Here is a 21,805-nt window from a genome sequence, read left to right as displayed (position 1 = left end):
TCAGGGAATATGTCAAAAGAAGAAAAATCAGCGGTACGACCCGGAGCGATTTAGGCCGCCAGTGTCGGGATACATTTCTCAGCCTCAAGAAAACCTGCCAGAAACATGGCCTCTCTTTCTGGGATTTCCTCTATGATCGGATCCATGACCTTGGAGCCATCTCCTGTCTGCCACGCCTTGTCGCTGACTCGATCCCTCGCTGAACCTGTTTCTCTGTTTCTATTCACGCTGCCCGGACTTTTGGAGTAGTTACAAGAAACTTCAGTAAGCCACCATAATTATAGCCTAAAATAATTATTAATGATTTTCCTTTCAGATTATCCACTGTTTTTGGAAGTGAGGCTTCATCTCCAAGCGTATAAACTTCAAGATAAATTTCAGCTAAAGGTTTCGGACTTACGATGGTTTTTCCCTCATATTCAGGGACTCCCAGTGTTCCCATAAGTACCTCAATTGTTCCGTCTCCTGCACTCACATAAAGTCTTCTGGGTGGATATCCCCGTAAAGTATATTCTATTCCTGCCTTTTCAAACATCATTTTAAGCATATCAACGTGAATACCACCGTTGACATGTGTGTGGTTTTCAAGGATGAAATATGGTGGAAAATTAAGTACTCCGATTTTAAGAGGAGCTGCATTAACAGAAACAGCAAAAAAAAGTAGAAAAACAGTAAAAATAATATAGATTTCTTTTTTCATAAGAGACTCCTTGGCTAGATGTGATTGTATTAACAGAAAAGAGGTCATACCTCTTTTCTGTTGTCGCTGATGGGCGGAGTATTTATGCAGCAGCTTCTGGAAGGGTGGTTAGGTTTTTTTGTCTTTTTTGTCCAATTTTGCTGCGGTGCGGAACAATGTTTTTTTATACCGCGCACATCCGAACCTGACAAGACGCGTTTCTATTTTCCGTAACTTTTCTTCTATCCGAATCAGTGTCCTGATATTCCATTCTGGGCTGATGTCGGCAGCAATATTAGTAGGTTAAAATATGGTTTCGGGCAGAAAAGGGGGCTGATTCCTCTGAAGGGGATCCTATGAACATCATCATCACCGCTCCGGAGTTTGGTATGGACGGCTCAGGGCGGGAGCATCGGCCCTGCTGCGGGGGCCATGGTGATGCAGTACAACGAGGGCCAGCCCGGAGACAGCAGGAGCAGCGGGCATATCGTCTTTGGGGAGAATGTCACCGTGACGGAAGGGGAGATGTTTCAGCTTAAAAACATGGGCTTTGACCTGAGGCAGGGGGGATAAATGGCCTTGCAGCGATGGGGCGGGGGGGTGCTCTCCTGTTTCGCCGGGGTATTACGCTGGACGGCGGACTCCCCCTTTCGCTGGCTGCGGGGGAGCCTTACTGTGGCCTCCACCCGGAACGAGGTGGCTGTGCTGGCTGATGGGCTTTTTCTGCTTTTCGGAGCGCATTTTAAAGCTTCAGGTTTTTCCCTGTGGCCAGTTCAGGAAAAGGTCAGCCCCGTTGATGGAAAAAAAGGGGGGCTGGTGTGATGGATATCCCATGCCCCCGGTGTTTCTTTCTAAAAATCTGTAACGGATGTTTTTTCTACAGAGGGGATATGTGACCTGACAAAGGATTCAATCGTACCGCAGGGAAGGAAGAATGATTTGTCTGTAATCTGGATGGTACAGGTTTGACCCGCTACGGAAAATGTGCCTGCAACTGTTCCGAATACGGGAACCGGAACAGAAAAGGCACCACCGGTAGGGCCACCCGAAATTGTTCCTTCATGCTGATGAATCAGTGCTGAAATTTTGACAAAAAGGTCATTGGCATTTCCGGAAAACGGAACAGAAAACGCTGAACATGAAGCCATAACATTCTCCTTTAACATATGGGTGGGATAGATATAGAAAAGGGATTACCCCTTGTTCTCAATTATTTGCACTTTGGTTTCAGCATAACGCCATCCTGTCCGTTCACGACTTCTACAGAACATTCTTTTGGACACGACGCATTCCCCAATGGTGCTATGGATGCCTTGTCATTACTGAGCTTACAATCCACATGGTAATAATAATTGTTGGTAGGAGGCCCCATGGTCTGTAGCTGGTAGTGGCATTTCACGCCCTTTGCGTTTAAGGAAAAGCCCTTAGTGCTATCGTTTCTGAAAAGCACCCTGGCTGCAAAGTCGTAATAGAAATCCCCCCGAACATCCTGATCGCTGCCCTTATACGTACAGGAGCCGATGGTTTTATCTTTGCCATCATGTTTATACTTGACTTCAGGCGTACAGTTTTTGGTATTCATAACCTGCATACTGTTTTGATCAATCGTCCAGTTATCATCCGACAGATAGATCTGGGCCGACCCTTCAGCATTCAGGGTTCCTGCGTTTACATGCGGCAGGGTAAAAACAGCTATAATACCGATACAATACATTACGATCCTTCTGGTAGCCATTCTGTTCTCCTTTGAAATACAACCTGTTGGTTTTATAGGATAATGCTCTATATCTGGACAAAAGAATGCCCAGAATAAATTTTTTATAAACGGCGATACTATCGTAAAGTACCTTTGAATCTGCATGTTTCAACCAGAATAATCTGGCAAAAACAACAGATATCCATACTGAAATGAAAGCTTCGCCCCAAAAAGGCGCAGATCCGTATAGCACACATGAAACTCTGTTTGATTTTTGATAAGACGTTTTTGCTTATCATATGCTGATTATGAATTTCAAGTTTTTTTTATAGTCAGAAAAATAAATTGAAAAGGCAGAGGATGAAATGGGGAAAGAGAGGGGGGGGCTGATACCTTTACGTAAAAAATAAGGACAGACCGTGTGAAAAACGAATCATGATCTGTCCTTATCTGCTGGGCTTTTACCATGTTAAATGGCAATAAAACAGACTGATCGCCTTTTCCATGTTAAAAAATGTCGGCACTGTACGGATCCGCATTGCAGAAACCCTGGCAGACGGATTTTTATGCAAACTTACCTGCGGCTTGTTTTTTCTGCGAGACCCAGTATTCGTAATCCGTCTGGATGTTTTCTATCATTTCTGTCCAGTTTGCAGTCTGCTGGGTGATAAGAGCACTCCACTGCCCTATGATGTTGCACTCCTGTTCAACGTATTTGGAGAGGGTGTTTGCTTTTTTCATCTCCTGATATTCCTGGATGATTGCAGCATTTTCCGTGAACCAGCTTTTTTGATTCTCAAGGATGCGGTTGAAAACTGCCTGCTGACTGCTCATGGCTACACCTCCCTTTTTTTGTTATCCACCCAGGCACTCCAGCATTGAGTGGATTGCCTTTATCTGAATAGCATTTTTTGTGTAGTAGTCCGGCTGTTCGGGGTTCAGGCACGAATAGCCCCACCAGTCCCAGCAACCTTCCGGATTTTGTGTCACGCCATCATCTGTACCTTCGGCCTGAGGATAAAGAACGATGATATCATTCGTGTCTGCAATATGATTGTAGCCCGTGGTGGTAAAATACCGGTTGCCATAGGGCGGACAATTCTGAACATCCGCCTTCCCGTTGATATACTGTATGTAGTTATCCCCCTGTTTGCAGCCGTGAAGGGCAATGTCCTGGCAGGCGCTCCTTCTTTTTCTACAGAGTGGGGAATATGTGCATACCCGAAGCGGCTCATGCTGGCGCATTCTTCGTTATTGAAAAATTCTCTTTGGTCAAACCGGACGATGGATCCGCTCAGTTTCTTTGCAGGAGGTTTTAAATCGGGGTAGATATGGCGCAGGATATCATAGGGCTGTATGAAACCGCCCTGGTTGATATATGGGGGCTGATTGGACTCCAGAGGTAAGTCTTCGGGGTTATCCGTAATGATTGAGTGTCCCGCCGGTACGTCATCGTGATAGGCGATATTCTTTTGCTGGACACCGAGCAGTTCATAAAATTGTCTTGTCCGCAAGACCACATCCGAAAACACGACCTTGTCCCTGCTGCCCGTAAAGATATAAAGCCGGTCATCTGCAAGGTTCTCAACCGGATCGATTTTGCCTTCTTTCGCCGTTTTGACAGCAAGCTGGACGAGCTGGTCTGTCTTGGGCGTGGTCTCAGGGATCAGGGGACTCATGCAGATGAAAAGAGAATTCAGCACATTGGAATCTTCCTTCTCCATTGCCGCAGCCCTGTAGGATTCGGCGCACCGGTAACCGCAAAGCCGGAGGCGAGCTTTCTTGCAGAAGGATGTGTCTGCTGAATCCGTATGATAGCCGCATGATGACCGGCGCGGAGCACCTGGGATCAGGCTGCATAACACATGAACCCGTCGTTTGGATAAACGAGCTCTATGCCAGTCCAAAAATCTCAGGTTCTTTTCGGGTGCTGCAATTTTCATTTAACCAACTGGCAATATTTTTCATCGTGCTGTCTTCCCAATACCTTGAATCTGTGGGACAGCTTTTGATACAGGCACAGCAGCGAATGCATCGTTCAATCTGGGTGGCCACACTTCCGTTAATTGAAATGGCGGCTGTCGGACATACATCTGCACAGGTTCCGCAGAGTGTGCAGGAATCTTTATTTGTCAAAGGTGAAGCAGCCAGAGTCCGTACCCCGCCTTCATATGGAAATCTGCCGGGAATTTTTAAATCTGTCTGTGCCTCATCAGATGACTGCATCGCTTTAATCTTATCTTTAATTTTAACACCGAAATCTGTTGCTTTCTGAACATCCAGGCTGTCAGGCCGTCCGTTTGCAATGGGGACACTCTTTGTTGCAAAAGAATGTTCGGCGATGAATGCACCGCCTGCAACCGGAGTAAAGCCTAACTCAATTGCAAGATTTTTTAATTCCAGCAAAGCATCTTCAAATTCTCTGTTCCCGTATACCACTACAATAATTGCCAGAGTTTTTTCAGCTTTCAGTTGCCTGAACCGTTTGACAGCATCAGCAGGCAGACGTCCTCCGTAAACAGGCGCACCTAAAAAAACAATTTCATCTGAAAAAGGCGGAACTGTTTTTTGAACCCCTTCGGGAAGTGTCAGGTTGATATGCTCAATGTCTTCAGCACCCATGCCTCCGGCTATACTTTCCAGTACTTTCTGAGTGGTTCCGGTGGGTGAAAAATAGATCAGTTTTAACTTTTTAATTTCCATTGCTGTTTCCCTCTGGTTCAATTCAGTTTGAATTTTGGTATTCATTATTAAATCTGATTACCATTCCGACTCAGCCATGCCGTCACAGATTTACCTGTGTCAGCTTGCGCCTGCTGCTGGTTTAACCATATCAATATGGGCTATTCCGTCTTCATCATATGGCTTGCCCACTGGCTCAAAGCCCAGAGATTCATAGAATTTTTGCAAGTAAACCTGCGCACCAATCTTGATTCCCATATCTGGAAACTGGTGCTCTGTGAATCTGACAGCTTCACCCATCAAAGAGCGTCCAATTTTCAGTTTTCTGAATTTTACCAGGGTCATGACACGGCCAATGGAAGGGCGGTCATATTTAATACCCGGATCAACAACTCTGGCATAAGCGGCAAACTCACCCTTCAAAGAAACCGTCAGATGCCACGAATGGAGATCCATATCATCGGTTTCCTGATAGGGGCATTTTTGCTCAACAACGAAAACCGACTCACGGGCCCTGATGATTTCGTATAATTCTAAAGCCGTAAAAGTGTCCAGCCGTGACCACCTGAAATTCAGTTCCATTGCCTTTTTTCTGTTTTATGCAGTTAATCAGTATGAAGGGCTTTTATCCACAACACCTGTACGCAGGCCCCTGCGGAGCGTGGTTATGTGAATTACACTTTGACCAGATGATTTAATGGAGCCCACGCCAGTGCATCTGATTCACCGGACTTTCTGCACCAGATCCAGCCATTTAGCTCGTGCTCGCTGATTAAGGTTTCGCCTACAGTCAGGGTGTGTTCCTTTGCAACATAATCCTTAAGTACTGTTGCCTTACCTTCTCTGACAGAAAGTATTTGCTTTGGAATCCAGCCTTCTTTGCCCATACCCTTGCAGAATATCCAATTTGCCCAATCTCCGTCAGGGTCAGACTCTTCGATAAATTGCAGCACTTCACCTTTTGTAACTCTTATCGGTGATTCTGGCACATCTGTATAATCTTTGATTACCTTGTACATCATTGGGTATACTGCTCCATTCAGATAGCGTTACGTTACCCGGCGCAAAAGGGTAGGGGACGTAAAAGACCGGAAGCCTTTTGCGCCGGATTCAGCGAGTACTCAGGTTTATTCTGCACTGTATTGTTTTTTAAGTATAAGAAAATATTATGTTATATTTCCTCAATACATACTTCCAGTTTTGAATGTCTGTTTTCAGCAATAAAGTCTCTGATTTTTTCAAGTTCAGCATATGGATCTATGAGAGGAGATACATTTGTAAAAGAATCATCAATATCTGACGAATCATATAATTTTTCAATAAAGTTATTTACATCTGATTCTGTAAGCTCTTTTTTTCCTGGTATAAGCAGGCCTGTTGACTCCGTTCTGAATACTTCGCCCGTTTCAAGATTGATTAATTGATAAAAACAATTTTTATATTCAGATTTGGGAGAAGGATTAAAATCGGTCAGATTGTCCCAGTCAACATTTTCTTCTTCTGGATCATCTCCTCCCTCAATAAATGTACAGATATTATTGTCTGAATGGGTTTCAAGAAACTCTTTAAAGTCTTCAATTTCCTTTGTTATCAGGCTGATAGATTTTAATCCGCTGTAAATCCAGCCAAAGGTATAGAAATTTGCACCCCATTCTTCGTTATAAATGTGTTCAATTTCAGCATTAGCAACGCCAATATAGCCGGAATCGCCAATTTCGGGCCCCCTGGTATTTGATTTTACTGCAACTGTTATTGTAGAAATACTCAAAAGTTCCTCCAGTTAACTCAAAATAATTAACGGCGAATGCACCTGTGTGCGGACAGGAGCGTCATGTGAAGACTGGTAGGGTGATTTATTATCAGTGATATTATAGCCATATAGACCAGTCACCGTAATTGAATGTTCCGCTTCCATGGTGTAATTTCCCTTCTTTTTTTAACTCCTGAAGGGCATTACACATTCGTGGTAATATTTCTGGCTGAATATCAAGAGTGTGGTGTGCAGAAAAAACACGCTTTACTGGCAATGATGTTATTCGTTTCAGAGAGTTGAGATATGCTTCTGGGTCGGTTGATGGAAAATAGGCAAATAGTGTACCTTTATAAACCAGATCACCCGTAAAAAGAAAACCGCTTTCTTTTTCCCAGAAACACATATGCCCTGGAGAATGGCCAGGAGTATGCAGCACCTGAATACTGCGTCCTCCTATATGAATACTTTCGTTGTCTTTTAACAGTTTTTCAGGTGTACCCTGAAAGAATTTATATTCTTCAACATTGTAGCCTTCCGGCAGATCACAGCGATCGACAACCATTTCTTTTATTTGATGAATCGTTAACGGGAATTCTCCTTTAAGCCAGTTTACTTCAGCTTCATGAGCATAAAAATTTGGAAAATACTCATGTCCGCCAATGTGATCCCAATGAATGTGAGTGGCTACAGCGATGATTGGTTTGTCTGTCAGTTTGATGATTTCATTGTAGATATTGCAAATTCCAAGACCTGTATCGATTAGTAGGCTGTATTCATCACCATTCAAAAGGTAGCAGTGGTTTTCTTCCCAGTGTCGATATTCACTGACAATATATGTGTCTTTATTGATTTGATCTATTGTAAACCAGTCACTCATTTTTAATGGCTTTCTGTCTTTTTAAGCCAGGTTTTTCATTTTTATAAGCATTAAAAGACTCTGATGATGAACAAAAAGAGCGATCATAAATTAAAAAATGGATCGCAATATCAATGCATTCTAAGTTAAGATTACAGCCACAAACACTTTCTCTTTGTTCTGCAAGAAAAAGAGTATCATCAATGTCTTTAACTTTATTTCTGTCTCTGATTTTAAGATCACAACTTTTGCAAAAAAAATTAATAAGTAAGTTAAATTTTGTAACAAATTTTTATTGTAAAAACCCAGCCCCTCTGCTCTTACTGGCATATTTCACTATATGCGCCATTCACCAGCCTGACTAAATCGTTTGGATCCAGCTCAATTTCTAAGCCCCGGCGTCCTGCGCTGACAAAGACAGACTGAAAGTTTTTAGCGGAAGAATCAATTACAGTCTTTAACCGCTTTTTCTGACCCAACGGGCTTATACCACCAAGCACATATCCTGTGGCTCTTTCAACGTCCTGTCTGGCTGCCATTTCAGCCTTTTTTGACCCCGTGGCTTTTGCCATGCTTTTCATATTCAGCCTGGATGAGACAGGTATCACCCCAACAGCCAGCTGCTTATCAGACAGCTCAACAACCAGTGTTTTAAATACGCGGTCCGCTTTTACTCCAAGCTTTTCAGCAGCCTCTGATCCATATGACTCAGCAGACGCATCATGCTGATATTCGTGTACCTGATACCATATTTTACTTTTCTTTGCTGCGTTGATAGCTGGAGTCATGTTATTTTCTCTTTACTGAAAAGTGGGGCAGGCCCGATCCTTTTTTCTTAATGTTCGCTAACATTAACTGCACACCGTTACCGGTGTGGACGAATCTGTCAAAGCTTTCAGCAGAACATTGAAAGCGCCTGTTACGTCCCGGTCTGCCCAAGACCCGTTGAGCAGGGGGATACGTTTTGCACCACCGATATTCCGGACTTCTCCGGTCTGCGGGTGGGTTTTACTGGTGTATTCTTCCGTGACATCCAGAACCGTCTTTCCACGCTGAGACGCTTTCCATTTCAGGAACATTTTAAAGCGGTAATGGGCAAAGGTCAGCATGGAACGCACAGTTTTGGAGCGGATTTTTCGCCTGGCCTTAGAAGCCATGTCCTTTGTTTCAAAGGTCGGAAGGAGGATGCAGTCAAAATTGTCCGTCAGGAAACGGGCTGTTTTGTGATGCAGCTCGTCAATGAGGTTTTTGATTTTCTGCTGCATTCTGCGGATGGCCTTGGTCAGACTGCGCTTCTTCTGGCTGTTGCTGGAGAGGCTACGTTTTGAGAACAGTTTGTCCAGGTGAAAGCACAGTCTCTGGATTCTGCCAAGGTCTCCTTCTCCGATCTTTCCGGAGAACTCGGGAGAGTAAAAGGCCATGAAGGTTCGGACTCCGGGGTCTAGGGCAACAATGCGTCCTTGGTTCTCGGATTGCGTTGTGCTGCACTTGTGCGGAGTCGAAAGCCACCAGGCGTTGAACCGCCAGATCAGGCGGGAGTCCATGGGGTTTTCCGGAAGGGGTTCTGTGAAACGAAGTCCTTTTCCGGAGATTCTTGGGTAAATGCCTTTTTCGGAAAGGGCGGATTTCGGGATGAAGCAGGATTGTTCCGGTGCTTTCCGGGAGCGGAATTTCGGCTCCTGGTTGTCCGCTGCCCAGAAGGCTCCGCAGGCCTCTTTCACGGCCATACCCTTGATCTGGAAGGGTACGACATCGCACCAGGCGGGTAGCTGTTTGAGCAGGTCTTTTTTGACATCCATCCAGGAGGGCGTGAAGTTCACGCAGGATCTGAGGTAGTCAAAGGTCTTGTTGAAGACATAGCGGCTCGCATCCGTCCAGGTCTTGAAGAGCTTCTTCTGTTCCGGGGATGGCTGGATCTTCTGCAATCTGGCTTCGGTATTTTCTAAGTCCGTGCATCCGGCAGGCGAAGACGTGCAGGATGGCTTGGAGATCCTGAGTAAGTTCCTGTTCGGGTGAGAGTTGAGTTTCGTCAAGAACCACGACTTCACCGCCGCCCGAACGGATAATCCACTCAATGAGATCGAATCCAAATCGGCATAGTCGGTCACGGTGGGCAGATACAACCGTGAGCTTATCTCCCCGCATTGCGCGTTCCAGAATGGAACGCAGACCTTTTCGTTTGAAATTGATTCCGCTTCCGATGTCTTTGATGATTTCCGCTTCGGGGTATTTTTTCTGCATGAACTCGACCTGTCTTTGCAGGTCGTTTTTTTGTTTCGGGCTGGAGACCCGGCAATAACAGATGGTTTCATGCTTTTCTCCTTCCCCGACAAAACCCCTGACATCGTAACGCCTCTGGCCTGATTCTGACTTGATGAACCGGATCTTGCCGCTGTCTGCCCATTTTCTCAAGGTGTTGGGATGAACTCCCAGCATCTTTGCAGCAATCCGGCTTGGGAAAAATTCCATTGCGCCTCTTTGTTTGTGTTTATAAATAAAACTAAACAAAGATTAGTATTCTAGGTACTATGTGTCAACCTTCCTGTTTTTACCTCTTTTGAAAAAATGATGTATTGTCCATATCTGATCCCGTTTCCCATGACAAGCCTTTTACTTCCGTTTACCGCATGAGATGGTTCCGGGGATTTTCCCAGAACCAATCATGCGGGCGCACGGGCGGCGCTGCGGACTGGGAAAGGATTCTGGAACAGGGGGGAGAGAAAGCGCAAGGGAAAAGGATCTGGTGGTGGAGAGGGGGAAGGCGGGGCAGGGGAGGGGTGAGGCGGAGCAGGGGGGCGGCTCCTGATGGAAGGATCCGGTTTTTTCATTCCTCAGCATAAAACCGGGAGAAGTCCGGGCTTACAGGCCATCGATGGAGACCCCGACAGCCTGATCCCTTTTATCTTAATTTTTGCCTTTAGTTTTTTGAATTTTCACAGTTCCTGACCATTTTGCCTTCACCCCGACTTAATCCAGTTTTCGAAACGTGCCCTGGATCGCTGGTATAAAATTTTATCGAAAATTTCCGTGTCGTACAGATAAAGGCAGTGCCGAATGGACGTGTAAGGACTGAATGTTCTGTTTGGATTGTTTGCCAGAAAATAATCACGGTATTTCTGGACGGTTTTCAAATATTCTGCCAGGCATTTGTGAAGATGCGACTTATGAAACCGACTGTCCAGTTTCAGGATATCTTGGACAAAATCGTCGACTTTACGGTCTTCAAATTCGAACCCCCTGAAGTAATGGCCCGCAACGCGCAGAAAACTGAATGCGTTAAGCGGTTTTTCACCGGCTCCGATAGCAGAGCGAGCAGGAAAAGTTGTGATTTCTTCCGTCGGTTCAATGGATGATGCCTCCGTTTCTTGTTGAATGAGCGCCTGTGTTGCATTGCGAATCTCTTTGAACTCGCGGTCGGCCAACTCAAACAAGGCGGACAGCGCATTAATACGCCTTTTCAGGTCGTTGGGAATTGATTTTTTATATTTGATTTGGTGATCAAGAACGCTCCAGGCATCCTGAATCAAGGTTCTGATCTGCACTTCGAAGGGAAAATTGGCATAAGGTTTTTCCGACAGGCTTCTCGTCCGGTCACTAATGGCAAGATCCATGTGAAGGCCTTTGTAACCGAATGCAGACTCCGTACTTTCCATTGCTGAAATTTTGTCTGTGACGTCTATAATTTCAAAGTGCTGTTTCAGTTCCTCGGATACTCGTTCGATCTGGTCTTCATAAAGGCAGATGACTCTGATGCCGAGCAGATCCGTGATATAATCCTTTATCTCGTATGCCTGTTCGCGCTCTTCGAGATCATTACGGTACTTGCGCCTGAATTTACGGAGGCACTCGTCTTTGTCTTTAACCCGTTCTTCTATTTTCCTGACAACACCGACATCGGATTTTTTTAGCAATGATCTTATGATGTTGCTGTAAGTCCTTAAGGTTTTTGATAAAAGTTCTTTGTTGCTATCGTAATAGTTCTCAAAGGCGCGCTTTTCTTTTTCAAAATCAAGCGAGGACAATTTGAACTCCTTTTATATAAACAACTCCCCGTTCACTTATTTTATTTTTCGAAATCATACAGTTAACGTTGAAGCTGACCGGCGCGCGGTTGTCTGCGCGTCCGTATTGAGCGTGTTGCTGGCATAATTATTCATTTTTAACAGCGACCTTGATAATGACTTTATGGATTTTGGCGGGTGAAAACATAGCCATATGTGCATCCTCCGGGAAAAAGATTGCATACGAATCTGGCTGGACGGAAATCCAGGTATCTGGATCATCTTTGAAAAATTGTGCATCATTTTCCTGGTCAAAATCACCCGTTGGGCGAACACATAGTTTCCTGGGTTTCCATCCCATTTCATCAGTACCTGACAAAACAAATTGTATGTCAATGTATCTGCGATGTACTTCCAGAAGCCCTTCTTCTTTTTTCTGGCCAAAATCATTTACAATTATGGCAAAAACATGTTCTCCGTCAATTTCATATTTTGCAGGCAGCAAATCTTTCAGATCTGGCCGGGTGAGAAAATCAAACGCTTTTTTGAAATTACTATTCAAGAAAAAATAGGAACTGAGTTTTTCAAGATTATCAAGAATCATAGATTCACCCCAAGATCGAACGATTTAACTGCAACTCTAATAAATGCCTGCTTCATCACAATCGGGGCCGTATGTACATTCAGCCCACCTGACTTTACCCTTTTTGGGTCCGTCTCCTTTATCGATTTGTTTGTCTTTTGCAATGCATTTGGTAGTTGGTTTTCGAGTATATAGAAGCGATTCAGAATGCTTCAGCCAAACGCCTGTGAAATCTTTTTCATTATTTACAATGACACAGTTTGAAATGCCAGATTTTGCAAAAAACTTTCCTCCTGTAAGAAAGAAGACCATTGCAAATGAGAATATAGCGATTGCCAATACCAATTTGAGTAACCTTTTAACCCACTTGTCAAGTTTCATTTCATCCTGTCAATGCTTGAGGTCTGACGGTGAGCCAAGCCTCGCCGCCGCTGCCTTGCTGGTGAAACCGGTGCGTGTCGGCGTCGGCTTGGGCGGCTTGTTGAACGCAGCCGCTTGGCAGCAGAAAAGAGTCAGGCAAGGTACACTCCTTCTATTGCAGCCCAACAGCGCGTTGGAGAAGGGGGGTACCATGAACCAGCAGGAACAGGAGCCATTCAGGGAGTGCCGCAGCGGAAGTTGCGGAGAGCTTTTTATCCAGTGTACCGACTGTGGACATCAGGAATGGCGGCTCCTTTCCTGTGGGCATCGGAATTGCCCCCAGTGCCAGCACCATGAAGCCAGTCAGTGGATCGAACGTCAACAGGAAAAACTGGTTCCGGTTGATTATTTCATGGTGACTTTCACACTTCCCTCACACTTCCCTATGAACTGAGAGAGCTTGCATACCGGCATCAGAAAACGGTGTACAGCCTCTTTTTTCATGTGTGTCCAGTGTACTGAAAGATTTTGGCCTTAATCCGGAAAACCCTGGAGCAGACATTGGCATGACCATGGTGCTTCATACCCATTCGAGAAAGCCTGAGTATCATCCCCACCTGCATGGGGTAATTCCAGGAGGGGGAATTGATAAAAACAGGAAACAGTGGAAGAAAAAAGAGCGGAAGTATCTTTTCACTGAAAAGGCCCTTGCAAAGGTTTTTCATGCCCGCTTCCCTGATGCTCTGAGCAAAGAAAGTCTGACGGTACCGACAGGGATCCGGCCGGAATGGGTGGTACACTGCACGCGGGTTGGGAAGGGCCTTCCCGCCATCCGATATCTCTCACGCTATCTCTGCCGGGGAGTGATAGCGGAAAAAAATATCCTTTCCAGCAAAGAGGGGAGGGGAACCTTCCGGTACACCGAAAACACGGGGAACATTCAGTACAGGACGCTGAAGGGTGAGGATTTTCTTCGTCTTATCCTTAAGCATGTACTGCCAAAGGGCTTTCGAAGGATCAGGGATTATGGATTTTTCCATAGCAATGCCAAAAAGCTCCTTTTTCTCGTTCAGCCTGTCCTGCATGTCCAGCTTGAGAGCTTGAAACCTGTACCAGGAGCTTCTTTCACCTGTCCCCGCTGCAAGGCTCCCATGAAGGTTCTTTTCTTCCTTCTGAAGCCCGGATGAAACAGGCATCAACTAAATAGAAGAGGTGGCAAAAACATGAAAATACAGTGCTTTTTTGAAGTCTTGTAACAGGCATTGCCCCTCTGCGTCCTCAGAAAATTTTTCATTTCAGACAGACCCCGGACACGCCACTTCCTCAAAAAGCTATTTTCTTATCATAGAGACCTGTCGGATGCCGCTGCGGGAGGCTGGTTCAACACGGGATGAGATCGTGGTTCGTTCCATACACGATCTATCCTTATTTGTTAGCTTTACAATGGTATAAGTTCATTGTGCTGTTTTAAAAACCTTTTCAAACTTTGTTTTACGATTATCTTATGAAAAGGTTTAACTGGAAAGAAATAGATTCTTCCCCACATATTATGAAATTGAACTATTGTTGTCATATAAACAGAATATATGTCTGAACCTTGACCGTTGTGCGCCAATAAAGAAACTCGAAATCTCAAATGTTTATCATTAAGCGCCATCACAATTTCTGATTCTGAACGATCAATCACAGGGAAAAAACCAATCTTATCACCTGGCATATACTGAGTTAACTCGCGTCTTGCCTTTTGGGAATCCGAAGACATACCTGTTTTTAAGCCGAAAATTCCAACAATGGAATCTCGCAAACGCGACAAAACCTTTTCCCATTTAGGTGGATCTGAAGATAGTATCATGTAGGCTAAATCATCAATTGATATGTCATTGGTCTTTATAATATCAAATTGATATGAATCGATATAGTGAACATCTCCGATCCAATCATCTAAAATTATTGAGTTGTCAGGCTGATTTGTATATTTATTAATTTTCATTAAAAACCTATAAACCTATGAAAGCTACGTGGCCTTCATCGGTGGCAATGGAGCGCAGCGGAATCGAATTGCCATCCGAGTGCAAGGCATGGTTGGCAGTCCTATTTCAACTCAACACCCAAGAACTTTCCCATTGCACGAAGAACGATCTCAGGTGACTCGTCAAATGCCACATGTTCAGCAAGAGGAACGTTCAAGAAGTTCACTTTTTCGGTCATGGATTTCAATCGTGCCATACTCTCAAGATTGGTAAGGAAGTCGTTGTCCCCGCGAATCACTAACATATCTGCGGCAATATCTCGCATGCTCTCCTCGGGATGCCCATTCGTAGACAGGTCTGTCCACATGGTGACAACACTCCTGGAAAACGTATCGAAATCTGGTTTAGGATTCAGATGCATATAGGTATCGTAGCTTGCTGGGAACATGCCCTTCCATGCCTCGCCGGTCATGCTGGAGATCATCTCCCAGCAGGGTTCGTTCTCGTTCATTTCCCAGCTTGCACCCACCGTTACTACTTTCTGGAGCCTATTATCCTTCCCTGCCGCATACCGATACGCCACCACGCCGCCGTCGCTGAATCCAAATATGCTAAATTTCTGAAGATCAAGAACATTGATTACCGCCATAAGATCATCTGTCAGCGTTTTGTAGGAAAGTTTGGTGCTTCCCAAGCTTGACCGTCCGTGTCCACGGCTGTCGATCCCGATCAGTCTGAAATGACGAGAAAGGGTGGGCGTAATAGTGTTGAAGTCCTCAATGGTTCCGAAACCCCCATGTAGCATGAGCAAGACGGGGCCATCGGAGTTCCCGATTTCCTCGACGTAAATCTCGGCGTCGGCGCTCATGACGAGGCGACCTGTTGTGTGGTTAAACGTGGTATGACTGTTCATTTCAGCATTCTCCTTGTGTACGATGCTTGCGCATCCAGCTAATATCAATGCGCATACTCCCATCAATACTTTTGCAAAACTTTTTCGGGTGTTCATTCCAATTCCTCCTGCCAACGTTTTAGCTGGAATAACCCGACTCCTCGTGCTGCTCATTTTCAGAACGCATATCTGCTTGCTTGTCCGTCAATTACCATCTCACTCCGCTGTAGCATCCACCACTTCCATGACCGCTTTCAAGAGATCGATCACGACAAATTTCGGAGCAAAAGTAATTTCACGATTCACGAGATCCGTACCCCGAAGAAGATATGCCAGCACTTCCGATGCGAGAAGGGCTCCTGATAGAGCTCCCCCGATACTTGTAGTAGCCATCTTACCCATTGTTGCAGCGTTCTCTATCCGCTTTATGATATTGGGCTCGAACTTATCCATAATGAAGGACGGAAAAAGCCCTTCTCCGTCAGATTTCTTCTTCAAAAGCCCCCAGAATTCATCAGGCATCATGCTTTTAGGGTGATGGGCAACCAAGAGGGCGCCGAATCCAAACGCCCCGGCCGTAAAAAGGGGGATGTTAAACCGTCTGAGCAACTCCGGAGTCATGGCTTTAACATCGGCGCCCTTTTCGACGTCAATCACACCCACATGGACATCACAGCCGTTGAGGAATCGCTCAAGATTATCGACCAGTGTTCCTTCGGGAAACAACTCGAGCTCAACATCTGGATTGATCTCGCGAGCAAGCCGTTCGTAGACTGTTATTTTGGGCTGGCCGAGGGTAGAGGCGAAAGCTGCCGCCTGCCTATTCATATCGGGTGGATCAAAGACGCCGTTTTCAGACAATCGAAACCGCTTCACCCCACAGCGGACTAAATTCAAAAAAGCGCCTCCGCCGACCCCACCGAGTCCGGCAAAGGCGATCAGAGGGCTCGAAAGCGCATCGATTCCTTCCTGTCCCAATATTGGTAGTGTCCGATCAAGAAATGTTTGCATGGTTGCGTTTCCTTCTCAGCTAACGCCTAAAATCAGGGGCGCGGCTTTTTGCGTCCCCTGCATTTTTTTGTTAGCGCGAGGCGCTGGCTGACGAAACACTTCGCAGTCCGTTTGCCCCGTCTTTTTTTATTGGCAAAGGTCTTAGTCATACTGATATTTATACCTATTCAACAGGTTAGAAGTTTCATAAGGGTTTCCTGTCTGAGTTCTGCGGCCATATTCCGAAAACAAATATAATTTCTCCTTGGCTCTGGAAGCGATTACATAGAGCATTTTTGATTCTGCATCATGGCCAATTTGAACTGGTTGATTAATGATATCGCTCCAGTGAGGAATGAAGCCTTTGAGTAGACCAAAGGCTATAACAGTTTTATATTCCTCACCTTTAACACCGTGACAAGAGTTAACAACAATCCCTGTCGACTCCTTAAAGAAGCTTTTTAATGCGACTATAGTGTTTTCATACTGACCACTGTTATTTTCAATATTTGAAGTAGATTTTTCGAAAAATATTTCAAATTGTTCTTGAAGTAATTTATCGTCATCTAAATCAATGTTCAACTCGTCCAACATAAACTCAAAACATTCTTTTAGATATTCAGTTCCAACCAATGTATCACTTTGAAATGAGTTGATAATTCTAAGAAGCTTTTTAGGTGATATTTCAGTAATTTTATGATGAGCATCCGATAAGTAACCTAATATTTCACTTGCCCATCTAATTCGGACACTAAGCAATCGTCCTGACGGTTCAGTTAAAGCTATCTTTGAAACAATTAGCCAAAAATTATCTTGCTGACCATAAAAGGGGGATAAAGCTGGGGCGTCAAACATTACATTTGGAAGAAGCGTAATAAGCTTTTTAGTCATTGACCTTATTGGTGCCCACTGAGGTGCAATTACACAAATATCACTTTCACTTGAGCCATCGTTTAACTCGTTCCTTATTAAGTTCGCTATCTCTTGTGCTAAGTTATCTTTATCAACGTTTTGGTTGTAAAAACTAATTATCCCTAGGTCATTTTTGTGTGGTGCTTTTGAAACACCACCATGAACACCTCGAAAAGCAGAGAAGTAGTCTATAAGCCGCTGTGTTGAACGATAATTATCACTGAATGTATAGTGATTAATGTTGCCACCTATAAATTCACTGTTTAACTCCACAAGAGATAGTGATTTTCCTCCAATTCCTCCGTAGATAGCTTGGTTAGAGTCACCAACGATAAACAACTTAGGTTTGTGTTGAGCTCCGTTGAATATTTTAGACAAAATCGCATACTGAAGGTCTTGGGTATCTTGAACTTCATCAACACAAATCAGCTTAAATATAGCACTTAGTGTTTTTGCGATTTCAGGGTTAGAATCCAATAACTGAAAGGCAAAATATAGCGACTGGTCAAAATCAATTTTCTTCTGGGAACTGAGTATCTTTCGGTATTCTTTCACTACTTCTTTTGCACGTGTATCGGTGTTTTCAACTACACCTTGGCGATTATAAGCAGTATTTATGTTATCGAATATTCTTAACCCTTTGTCTGCTTTGAGCTTATTTAGAATTTTTCGAGTTTCATACGCGTCTGCAATTGAGTATCCAGGATTCAAAGCCGGTAAGTAGGCTGCATATGGTTTAATGATCCACTCTAAAGCAAATGAATGTATTGTCCCAGCCCATACACTCCCACTTTCAATGGTGTAATTTTCTTCAAGTCTTGCTTCAATCTCAGCAGCAGCTCTGTTTGTGAAGGTTACGGCAAGTACTTTGTTGTTACGATGCTGTAATTCCTGAACACCTTTCGCTACACGTGCCGTTAGTGCCATAGTTTTTCCACTTCCAGGGCAGGCCGTTATGTAAGCATTTCCATTACAGTTCACAGCCGCTTGCTGTTCGACGCTTAATTTCATATCTACCTGTCCAATAAACAAATTAGATGGGATAAATCATCGTCAGGACATTGTTTTGTAAATTCAGCAATACAAGCGTTAATATCAGTATGATTATCAGTAAAAAATTGTATAGGCTTATCTTTATCATCAAATACTGGCATTGGATTAGCAAGCCTATAAGTGCACATTTTATATAGGACTTGAGGGCTGAGTTTGTGACCACACGAAAATGCTATTGCATCTAGTATGTATCTGGGAATGAAAGTTTCGGAAGAAACACACTCAGAAACCAACAGTGCTAACCAACCTTTGCCTACCTTGCTTGCAAGTCGAAGAATTTCCTTTCCATAAACTTCAACATTCGCGTCTTTTAACAATGCAGTTGACTTATCTATATAAGCCTGTTTGTCGTATATTGAATTAAGAACTTCTATTGCTTCAACGAAATTATCTGCGATTAAAAAATCCACTTCAAAAGTATGTTTTGCATAAAAAACTTCAATACAGTCATTATTCTTAATATGCTTATCGAGTTTATTTTTCCTTATAACTCCGGATTCTTGAGAATTTCTGCAAGAGCGTAAGTATTCATTGTCTTCTGCTTTGTCTGCTGGAAGCTTAGCTATGGAGGTATCTAAGTCTGTAATTATTGAACAGTTTTTACATATTCTGTCCGGGTGAAACAAGTTAGATATGTGCTCAAAAAAAGCACTATCCATGCTTATTAAGCTTATGCCCAATTCATCCAATGAAACACCTAAAACCCTTTTGACCAATGCTGGAATGAGTATAAGCTCAGCATCCCCTTCGACTAAAATTACCCCCTTAGCAAAAAGAAGTGTTGAACGAGTTGCATTTAAGTATCTTTCTATGCGGCCACATTCTATATAGTTTAGGTTGGTCGCTGGCTGGAAAACGTCAACTCGGTTTTCATTTAATCCGAGTATATTCATTTCGGATATTTTTGCCACAGATGAAATGTGAGTCGAGTGCGTAGATAAGAAAACCTGCGTTTTGTTGATAGCATGGTTTTCAAATAGTGTTTTTTGAATGTGAGTGTGTATATGTGCTTCCGGCTCTTCTATTACTAAAAACTGTGCTGCTTTATCAGCCTCTTGTTTACGCTCATATTCAAGAAGCTTAAGTGCAACATAGATTAAATTTGCACCACCAAGGCTGAGTTCATTTAGATCACCGCTATACCCGTCAACATAGTTGTCACCAACGGTTAATGATAGCTTTTGCAAAAGCTTATCCAGCTCACTTGGAAGCGATGATTCAATGTCAATGATTGGGGAGAATGTGTAACCCACCGTTTTATGTAAAGTATTTTGAATACCACTGGATACTTGTTTGATTTCATCTAGTTCAGAAATAGCGTTATTAATATCAGATACGAGCGTTGTGATATTTTCGGATTCGTCGTCGGATATTTCTGATTTTAGCCCTTTTAGCAACGCTATTAGAGGACTTTTTCGATAATTTTTAAGGTCTGAAACAACGTCTCGTAAAGCTTTAACAAAGGTGAAAGAAACCTCTTCATGAAGAGGGGAAAGCTTTACCCCATACGCCTTAAAATCTTTGTCGCTTGGATCTGGGAATACAAAGTTTTCAAAATCACCAACTAACTTGGTATATGTATCATTACAAAGAAAATCAGCGTTGGCTCTTCCTGTAAATACTGGCTCATAGTCGTCAATGCTAATTTCATCGATAACCTGCTGTGCTAAAGCTGTGTCACCGCTAGCTTCGAATAAGGACTGCCTAACTTTCAAGCATGGCCGGAAATAATAAGTTAATGTGCCTTTTTCGCTGTCATCCATGTGCCCAGCATCGTGTTTCAACATTTGACAACCCTCATGAGATGACAGATCATCAAAGTCAATGGCGGTTACAATCCAGTGACCTCTCCAATCAGTTAGGTTTCGGCAGAAGTCGCTTTCTCGTAACTTGATAATGTTTCGAGGCAAAGATTCATCAAGCAATAACCTTAAGGCGAAAAGAGCATTAGTTTTTCCTGAGCCGTTTTCACCTAAAATAGTGTTGACTCCTTTCGTGAATGAGAATTTTGAGCTTAAGAAATTTCGAAAATTCCTTATTCTCAAAGAACTGATATACATTCTACCACCTCAAATTTTTTTACGTATATGTTGAATTGCACATGACCGCTAACAGTGCAATAAGTGGAAATTTTCCATGTTATCCGTCCCTATATCTGGAAAAATTTCCGTTTATTCTCGTATTAAAGGGGAAAAGTGGAATCTGTCACCACGGTTTCGTCCGTTTATCACAGGTAAACCCCTATTTTCCATTTATCCCGCTATTAAAGCCCAAAACATGGAAAATCGGCAAAACGCTTTCCTCTCAGGGGTGGACACCCAAAACTTCAGCAAGGCCAGTGTTCTGTCATGCCCGTCCCTTCTGAAAAAACGATGCATTTTCCATATCTGATCCCGTTTCCCATGGCAAGCCTTTTACTGCTGCCACCGCAATTCTTTCCTTTTCGCTATCATCCGCACCAGCATCTTGACATTCCATTCCAGGCTGGGTATCGTTTTCATGCTGCGGCAAAAAACCACAGCCGGGCTTGACATCCCGAAACATCACGGCGTTCAGCGCCCATCATACAGAGAAAAGCTAGGCGCTTTTTTTGCGCCCCTGCTTACCCTTATGGCGGGGCTATACGTGGGCTTCTTCGGAAGCGCCGGGAGCCGTGAGTCCGGTATGTCAACCCGTATAGCCCCGCCTACCCTATTTTGACATGTAGGATGGCGGAAAAACCCTACTCACGGAGGTTTGCCATGAAAAACAATCAGCCCACCATCGATTTTGATTTCCAAAACCACACAATCAGAACAGTAACGGAGGCTGGGGAAACGTGGTTTGTGGCCAAAGACGTTTTTGCCGCCCTGGATATTTCTTGGACAGGAAGCCAATCATTAACGGCTATTCCTGAAAACTGGAGGGTGGTCAGGAGTTTCCTGACCACCCTCAAAAACCAGCACGGTGAATACGGAGAGCAGGAAAAAGAGTTCATTCTCATCAACGAACCCGCCCTCTACAAGCTGGCCTTTCGTTCGAATAAACCCGCCGCCGAAGAGTTCACCAACTGGGTGGCCTCGGAAGTGCTCCCCGCCATCCGCAAAACAGGCCGCTACGGTGCTGTCGTTCCCGCAGCCATCCTCCATGGCCATGACGATCAGATCCTCCTTGCACGGCACCTTGTCCGGGAAGTGAATGATCTGCTGGCAAGCCTTGGTACCTTAAGCCAGCTTCATCAGGATATGGTGGTTTCCGTGAACAATGTCCTCAGAACAGTCTGTGTGCTGAACCCGGAAGTTCATCACGAAGCCTTTGTCCAGTCCCTCAGGCAGCAGAAGTGATAAGGCAGTATAGAGGCCGTTTTTGTTTTTGATAGTACCCTGATAGTACCCCAGA

Annotated in this window: 25 protein-coding genes and 2 pseudogenes; 5 read left to right on the top strand and 22 right to left on the bottom strand. The window is 44.1% G+C overall.

Annotated features, from left to right (window positions below; all coding sequences use genetic code 11):
• Positions 1 to 203 (top strand): annotated as a pseudogene (locus BR04_RS15155) (IS66 family transposase); the annotation flags it as partial.
• 20 nt (positions 204 to 223) lie between these two features.
• Here BR04_RS15155 and BR04_RS15150 read toward each other — a convergent pair.
• Complete coding sequence (locus BR04_RS15150; protein WP_496356866.1) at positions 224 to 700, bottom strand: transporter substrate-binding domain-containing protein; 477 nt, start codon at positions 698 to 700, stop codon at positions 224 to 226.
• Between the two features lie 363 nt (positions 701 to 1,063).
• On the opposite strand from BR04_RS15150, the gene BR04_RS15145 reads away from it, so the two are divergent.
• Together BR04_RS15145 and BR04_RS15140 are read left to right on the top strand one after the other, a co-directional pair.
• Complete coding sequence (locus tag BR04_RS15145; protein ID WP_496356865.1) at positions 1,064 to 1,252, top strand: hypothetical protein; 189 nt, start codon at positions 1,064 to 1,066, stop codon at positions 1,250 to 1,252.
• Positions 1,253 to 1,501 carry a hypothetical protein gene (locus tag BR04_RS15140; protein ID WP_496356864.1) on the top strand — a complete coding sequence of 83 codons (249 nt, stop codon included), beginning with the start codon at positions 1,253 to 1,255 and terminating at the stop codon, positions 1,499 to 1,501.
• 29 nt (positions 1,502 to 1,530) lie between these two features.
• On the opposite strand, the gene BR04_RS15135 is transcribed toward BR04_RS15140, so the two are convergent.
• The 15 genes from BR04_RS15135 to BR04_RS15065 form a co-directional block, all read right to left on the bottom strand.
• Entirely contained in the window at positions 1,531 to 1,827 is a 297-nt protein-coding gene (locus tag BR04_RS15135) for a hypothetical protein (protein ID WP_496356863.1), read from the bottom strand.
• A gap of 62 nt (positions 1,828 to 1,889) precedes the next feature.
• Positions 1,890 to 2,414 carry a hypothetical protein gene (locus BR04_RS15130; protein WP_496356862.1) on the bottom strand — a complete coding sequence of 175 codons (525 nt, stop codon included), beginning with the start codon at positions 2,412 to 2,414 and terminating at the stop codon, positions 1,890 to 1,892.
• Positions 2,415 to 2,939: 525 nt separating this feature from the next.
• On the bottom strand, positions 2,940 to 3,209 hold the full coding sequence (locus BR04_RS15125) for a hypothetical protein (protein ID WP_496356861.1): 270 nt from the start codon (positions 3,207 to 3,209) through the stop codon (positions 2,940 to 2,942).
• A gap of 152 nt (positions 3,210 to 3,361) precedes the next feature.
• Entirely contained in the window at positions 3,362 to 4,099 is a 738-nt protein-coding gene (locus BR04_RS15120; RefSeq protein ID WP_496356860.1) for a hypothetical protein, read from the bottom strand.
• 169 nt (positions 4,100 to 4,268) lie between these two features.
• Complete coding sequence (locus BR04_RS15115) at positions 4,269 to 5,078, bottom strand: EFR1 family ferrodoxin (protein ID WP_496356859.1); 810 nt, start codon at positions 5,076 to 5,078, stop codon at positions 4,269 to 4,271.
• Between the two features lie 99 nt (positions 5,079 to 5,177).
• A complete protein-coding gene (locus BR04_RS15110; protein ID WP_496356858.1) occupies positions 5,178 to 5,639 on the bottom strand; it encodes a GNAT family N-acetyltransferase in 462 nt (153 codons plus the stop codon).
• Between the two features lie 92 nt (positions 5,640 to 5,731).
• Positions 5,732 to 6,079: an SH3 domain-containing protein gene (locus BR04_RS15105; RefSeq protein ID WP_496356857.1), complete on the bottom strand. Its 348-nt coding sequence runs from the start codon at positions 6,077 to 6,079 to the stop codon at positions 5,732 to 5,734.
• Between the two features lie 149 nt (positions 6,080 to 6,228).
• Positions 6,229 to 6,825 (bottom strand): hypothetical protein, encoded by a 597-nt coding sequence (locus BR04_RS15100; RefSeq protein WP_496356856.1) that lies wholly within the window; start codon positions 6,823 to 6,825, stop codon positions 6,229 to 6,231.
• Positions 6,826 to 6,925: 100 nt separating this feature from the next.
• Entirely contained in the window at positions 6,926 to 7,687 is a 762-nt protein-coding gene (locus BR04_RS15095; RefSeq protein WP_496356855.1) for an MBL fold metallo-hydrolase, read from the bottom strand.
• A gap of 299 nt (positions 7,688 to 7,986) precedes the next feature.
• The gene (gene ybaK, locus BR04_RS15090) at positions 7,987 to 8,454 is read right to left on the bottom strand and encodes a Cys-tRNA(Pro) deacylase (protein WP_496356854.1); all 468 of its coding nucleotides are present in this window, start codon (positions 8,452 to 8,454) and stop codon (positions 7,987 to 7,989) included.
• A 63-nt stretch (positions 8,455 to 8,517) separates the two neighbouring features.
• Positions 8,518 to 9,591: an RNA-guided endonuclease InsQ/TnpB family protein gene (locus BR04_RS15085; RefSeq protein ID WP_496356853.1), complete on the bottom strand. Its 1,074-nt coding sequence runs from the start codon at positions 9,589 to 9,591 to the stop codon at positions 8,518 to 8,520.
• Positions 9,503 to 10,135: an IS607 family transposase gene (locus tag BR04_RS15080; RefSeq protein ID WP_496356852.1), complete on the bottom strand. Its 633-nt coding sequence runs from the start codon at positions 10,133 to 10,135 to the stop codon at positions 9,503 to 9,505. The genes BR04_RS15085 and BR04_RS15080 overlap by 89 nt, the downstream gene beginning before the upstream one ends.
• A 488-nt stretch (positions 10,136 to 10,623) precedes the next feature.
• Positions 10,624 to 11,688, bottom strand: coding sequence for a GTP pyrophosphokinase (locus BR04_RS15075; protein WP_496356851.1), 1,065 nt, complete (start codon positions 11,686 to 11,688; stop codon positions 10,624 to 10,626).
• A 127-nt stretch (positions 11,689 to 11,815) separates the two neighbouring features.
• Positions 11,816 to 12,271 carry a NanQ anomerase/TabA/YiaL family protein gene (locus BR04_RS15070; RefSeq protein ID WP_496356850.1) on the bottom strand — a complete coding sequence of 152 codons (456 nt, stop codon included), beginning with the start codon at positions 12,269 to 12,271 and terminating at the stop codon, positions 11,816 to 11,818.
• Between the two features lie 36 nt (positions 12,272 to 12,307).
• Positions 12,308 to 12,631: a hypothetical protein gene (locus tag BR04_RS15065; RefSeq protein ID WP_496356867.1), complete on the bottom strand. Its 324-nt coding sequence runs from the start codon at positions 12,629 to 12,631 to the stop codon at positions 12,308 to 12,310.
• A 223-nt stretch (positions 12,632 to 12,854) separates the two neighbouring features.
• Here BR04_RS15065 and BR04_RS15060 point away from each other — a divergent pair.
• Positions 12,855 to 13,797 (top strand): annotated as a pseudogene (locus tag BR04_RS15060) (IS91 family transposase); the annotation flags it as partial.
• A gap of 251 nt (positions 13,798 to 14,048) precedes the next feature.
• Here the strand turns inward: BR04_RS15060 and BR04_RS15055 are convergent.
• From BR04_RS15055 to BR04_RS15030, 6 genes are all read right to left on the bottom strand, one after another.
• Positions 14,049 to 14,600, bottom strand: coding sequence for a DUF2867 domain-containing protein (locus BR04_RS15055; RefSeq protein WP_496356849.1), 552 nt, complete (start codon positions 14,598 to 14,600; stop codon positions 14,049 to 14,051).
• Positions 14,601 to 14,701: 101 nt separating this feature from the next.
• Positions 14,702 to 15,589 carry an alpha/beta fold hydrolase gene (locus BR04_RS15050; protein ID WP_496356848.1) on the bottom strand — a complete coding sequence of 296 codons (888 nt, stop codon included), beginning with the start codon at positions 15,587 to 15,589 and terminating at the stop codon, positions 14,702 to 14,704.
• A 99-nt stretch (positions 15,590 to 15,688) separates the two neighbouring features.
• Positions 15,689 to 16,483 carry a ThiF family adenylyltransferase gene (locus BR04_RS15045; RefSeq protein ID WP_496356847.1) on the bottom strand — a complete coding sequence of 265 codons (795 nt, stop codon included), beginning with the start codon at positions 16,481 to 16,483 and terminating at the stop codon, positions 15,689 to 15,691.
• Between the two features lie 141 nt (positions 16,484 to 16,624).
• The gene (locus BR04_RS15040; protein WP_496356846.1) at positions 16,625 to 18,385 is read right to left on the bottom strand and encodes a UvrD-helicase domain-containing protein; all 1,761 of its coding nucleotides are present in this window, start codon (positions 18,383 to 18,385) and stop codon (positions 16,625 to 16,627) included.
• 2 nt (positions 18,386 to 18,387) lie between these two features.
• Positions 18,388 to 20,487 carry an ATP-dependent nuclease gene (locus BR04_RS15035; protein WP_496356845.1) on the bottom strand — a complete coding sequence of 700 codons (2,100 nt, stop codon included), beginning with the start codon at positions 20,485 to 20,487 and terminating at the stop codon, positions 18,388 to 18,390.
• A 286-nt stretch (positions 20,488 to 20,773) separates the two neighbouring features.
• Complete coding sequence (locus BR04_RS15030) at positions 20,774 to 20,971, bottom strand: hypothetical protein (protein WP_496356844.1); 198 nt, start codon at positions 20,969 to 20,971, stop codon at positions 20,774 to 20,776.
• 197 nt (positions 20,972 to 21,168) lie between these two features.
• Between BR04_RS15030 and BR04_RS15025 the strand changes: the two genes are divergently transcribed.
• Complete coding sequence (locus BR04_RS15025; protein WP_496356843.1) at positions 21,169 to 21,750, top strand: BRO-N domain-containing protein; 582 nt, start codon at positions 21,169 to 21,171, stop codon at positions 21,748 to 21,750.
• Positions 21,751 to 21,805: the final 55 nt, after the last annotated feature.

The organism is Desulfobotulus sapovorans DSM 2055, assembly GCF_059569355.1.
Note: the sequence above shows the minus strand (reverse complement) of the source record. Positions and strands in the feature narration are given on the sequence as shown.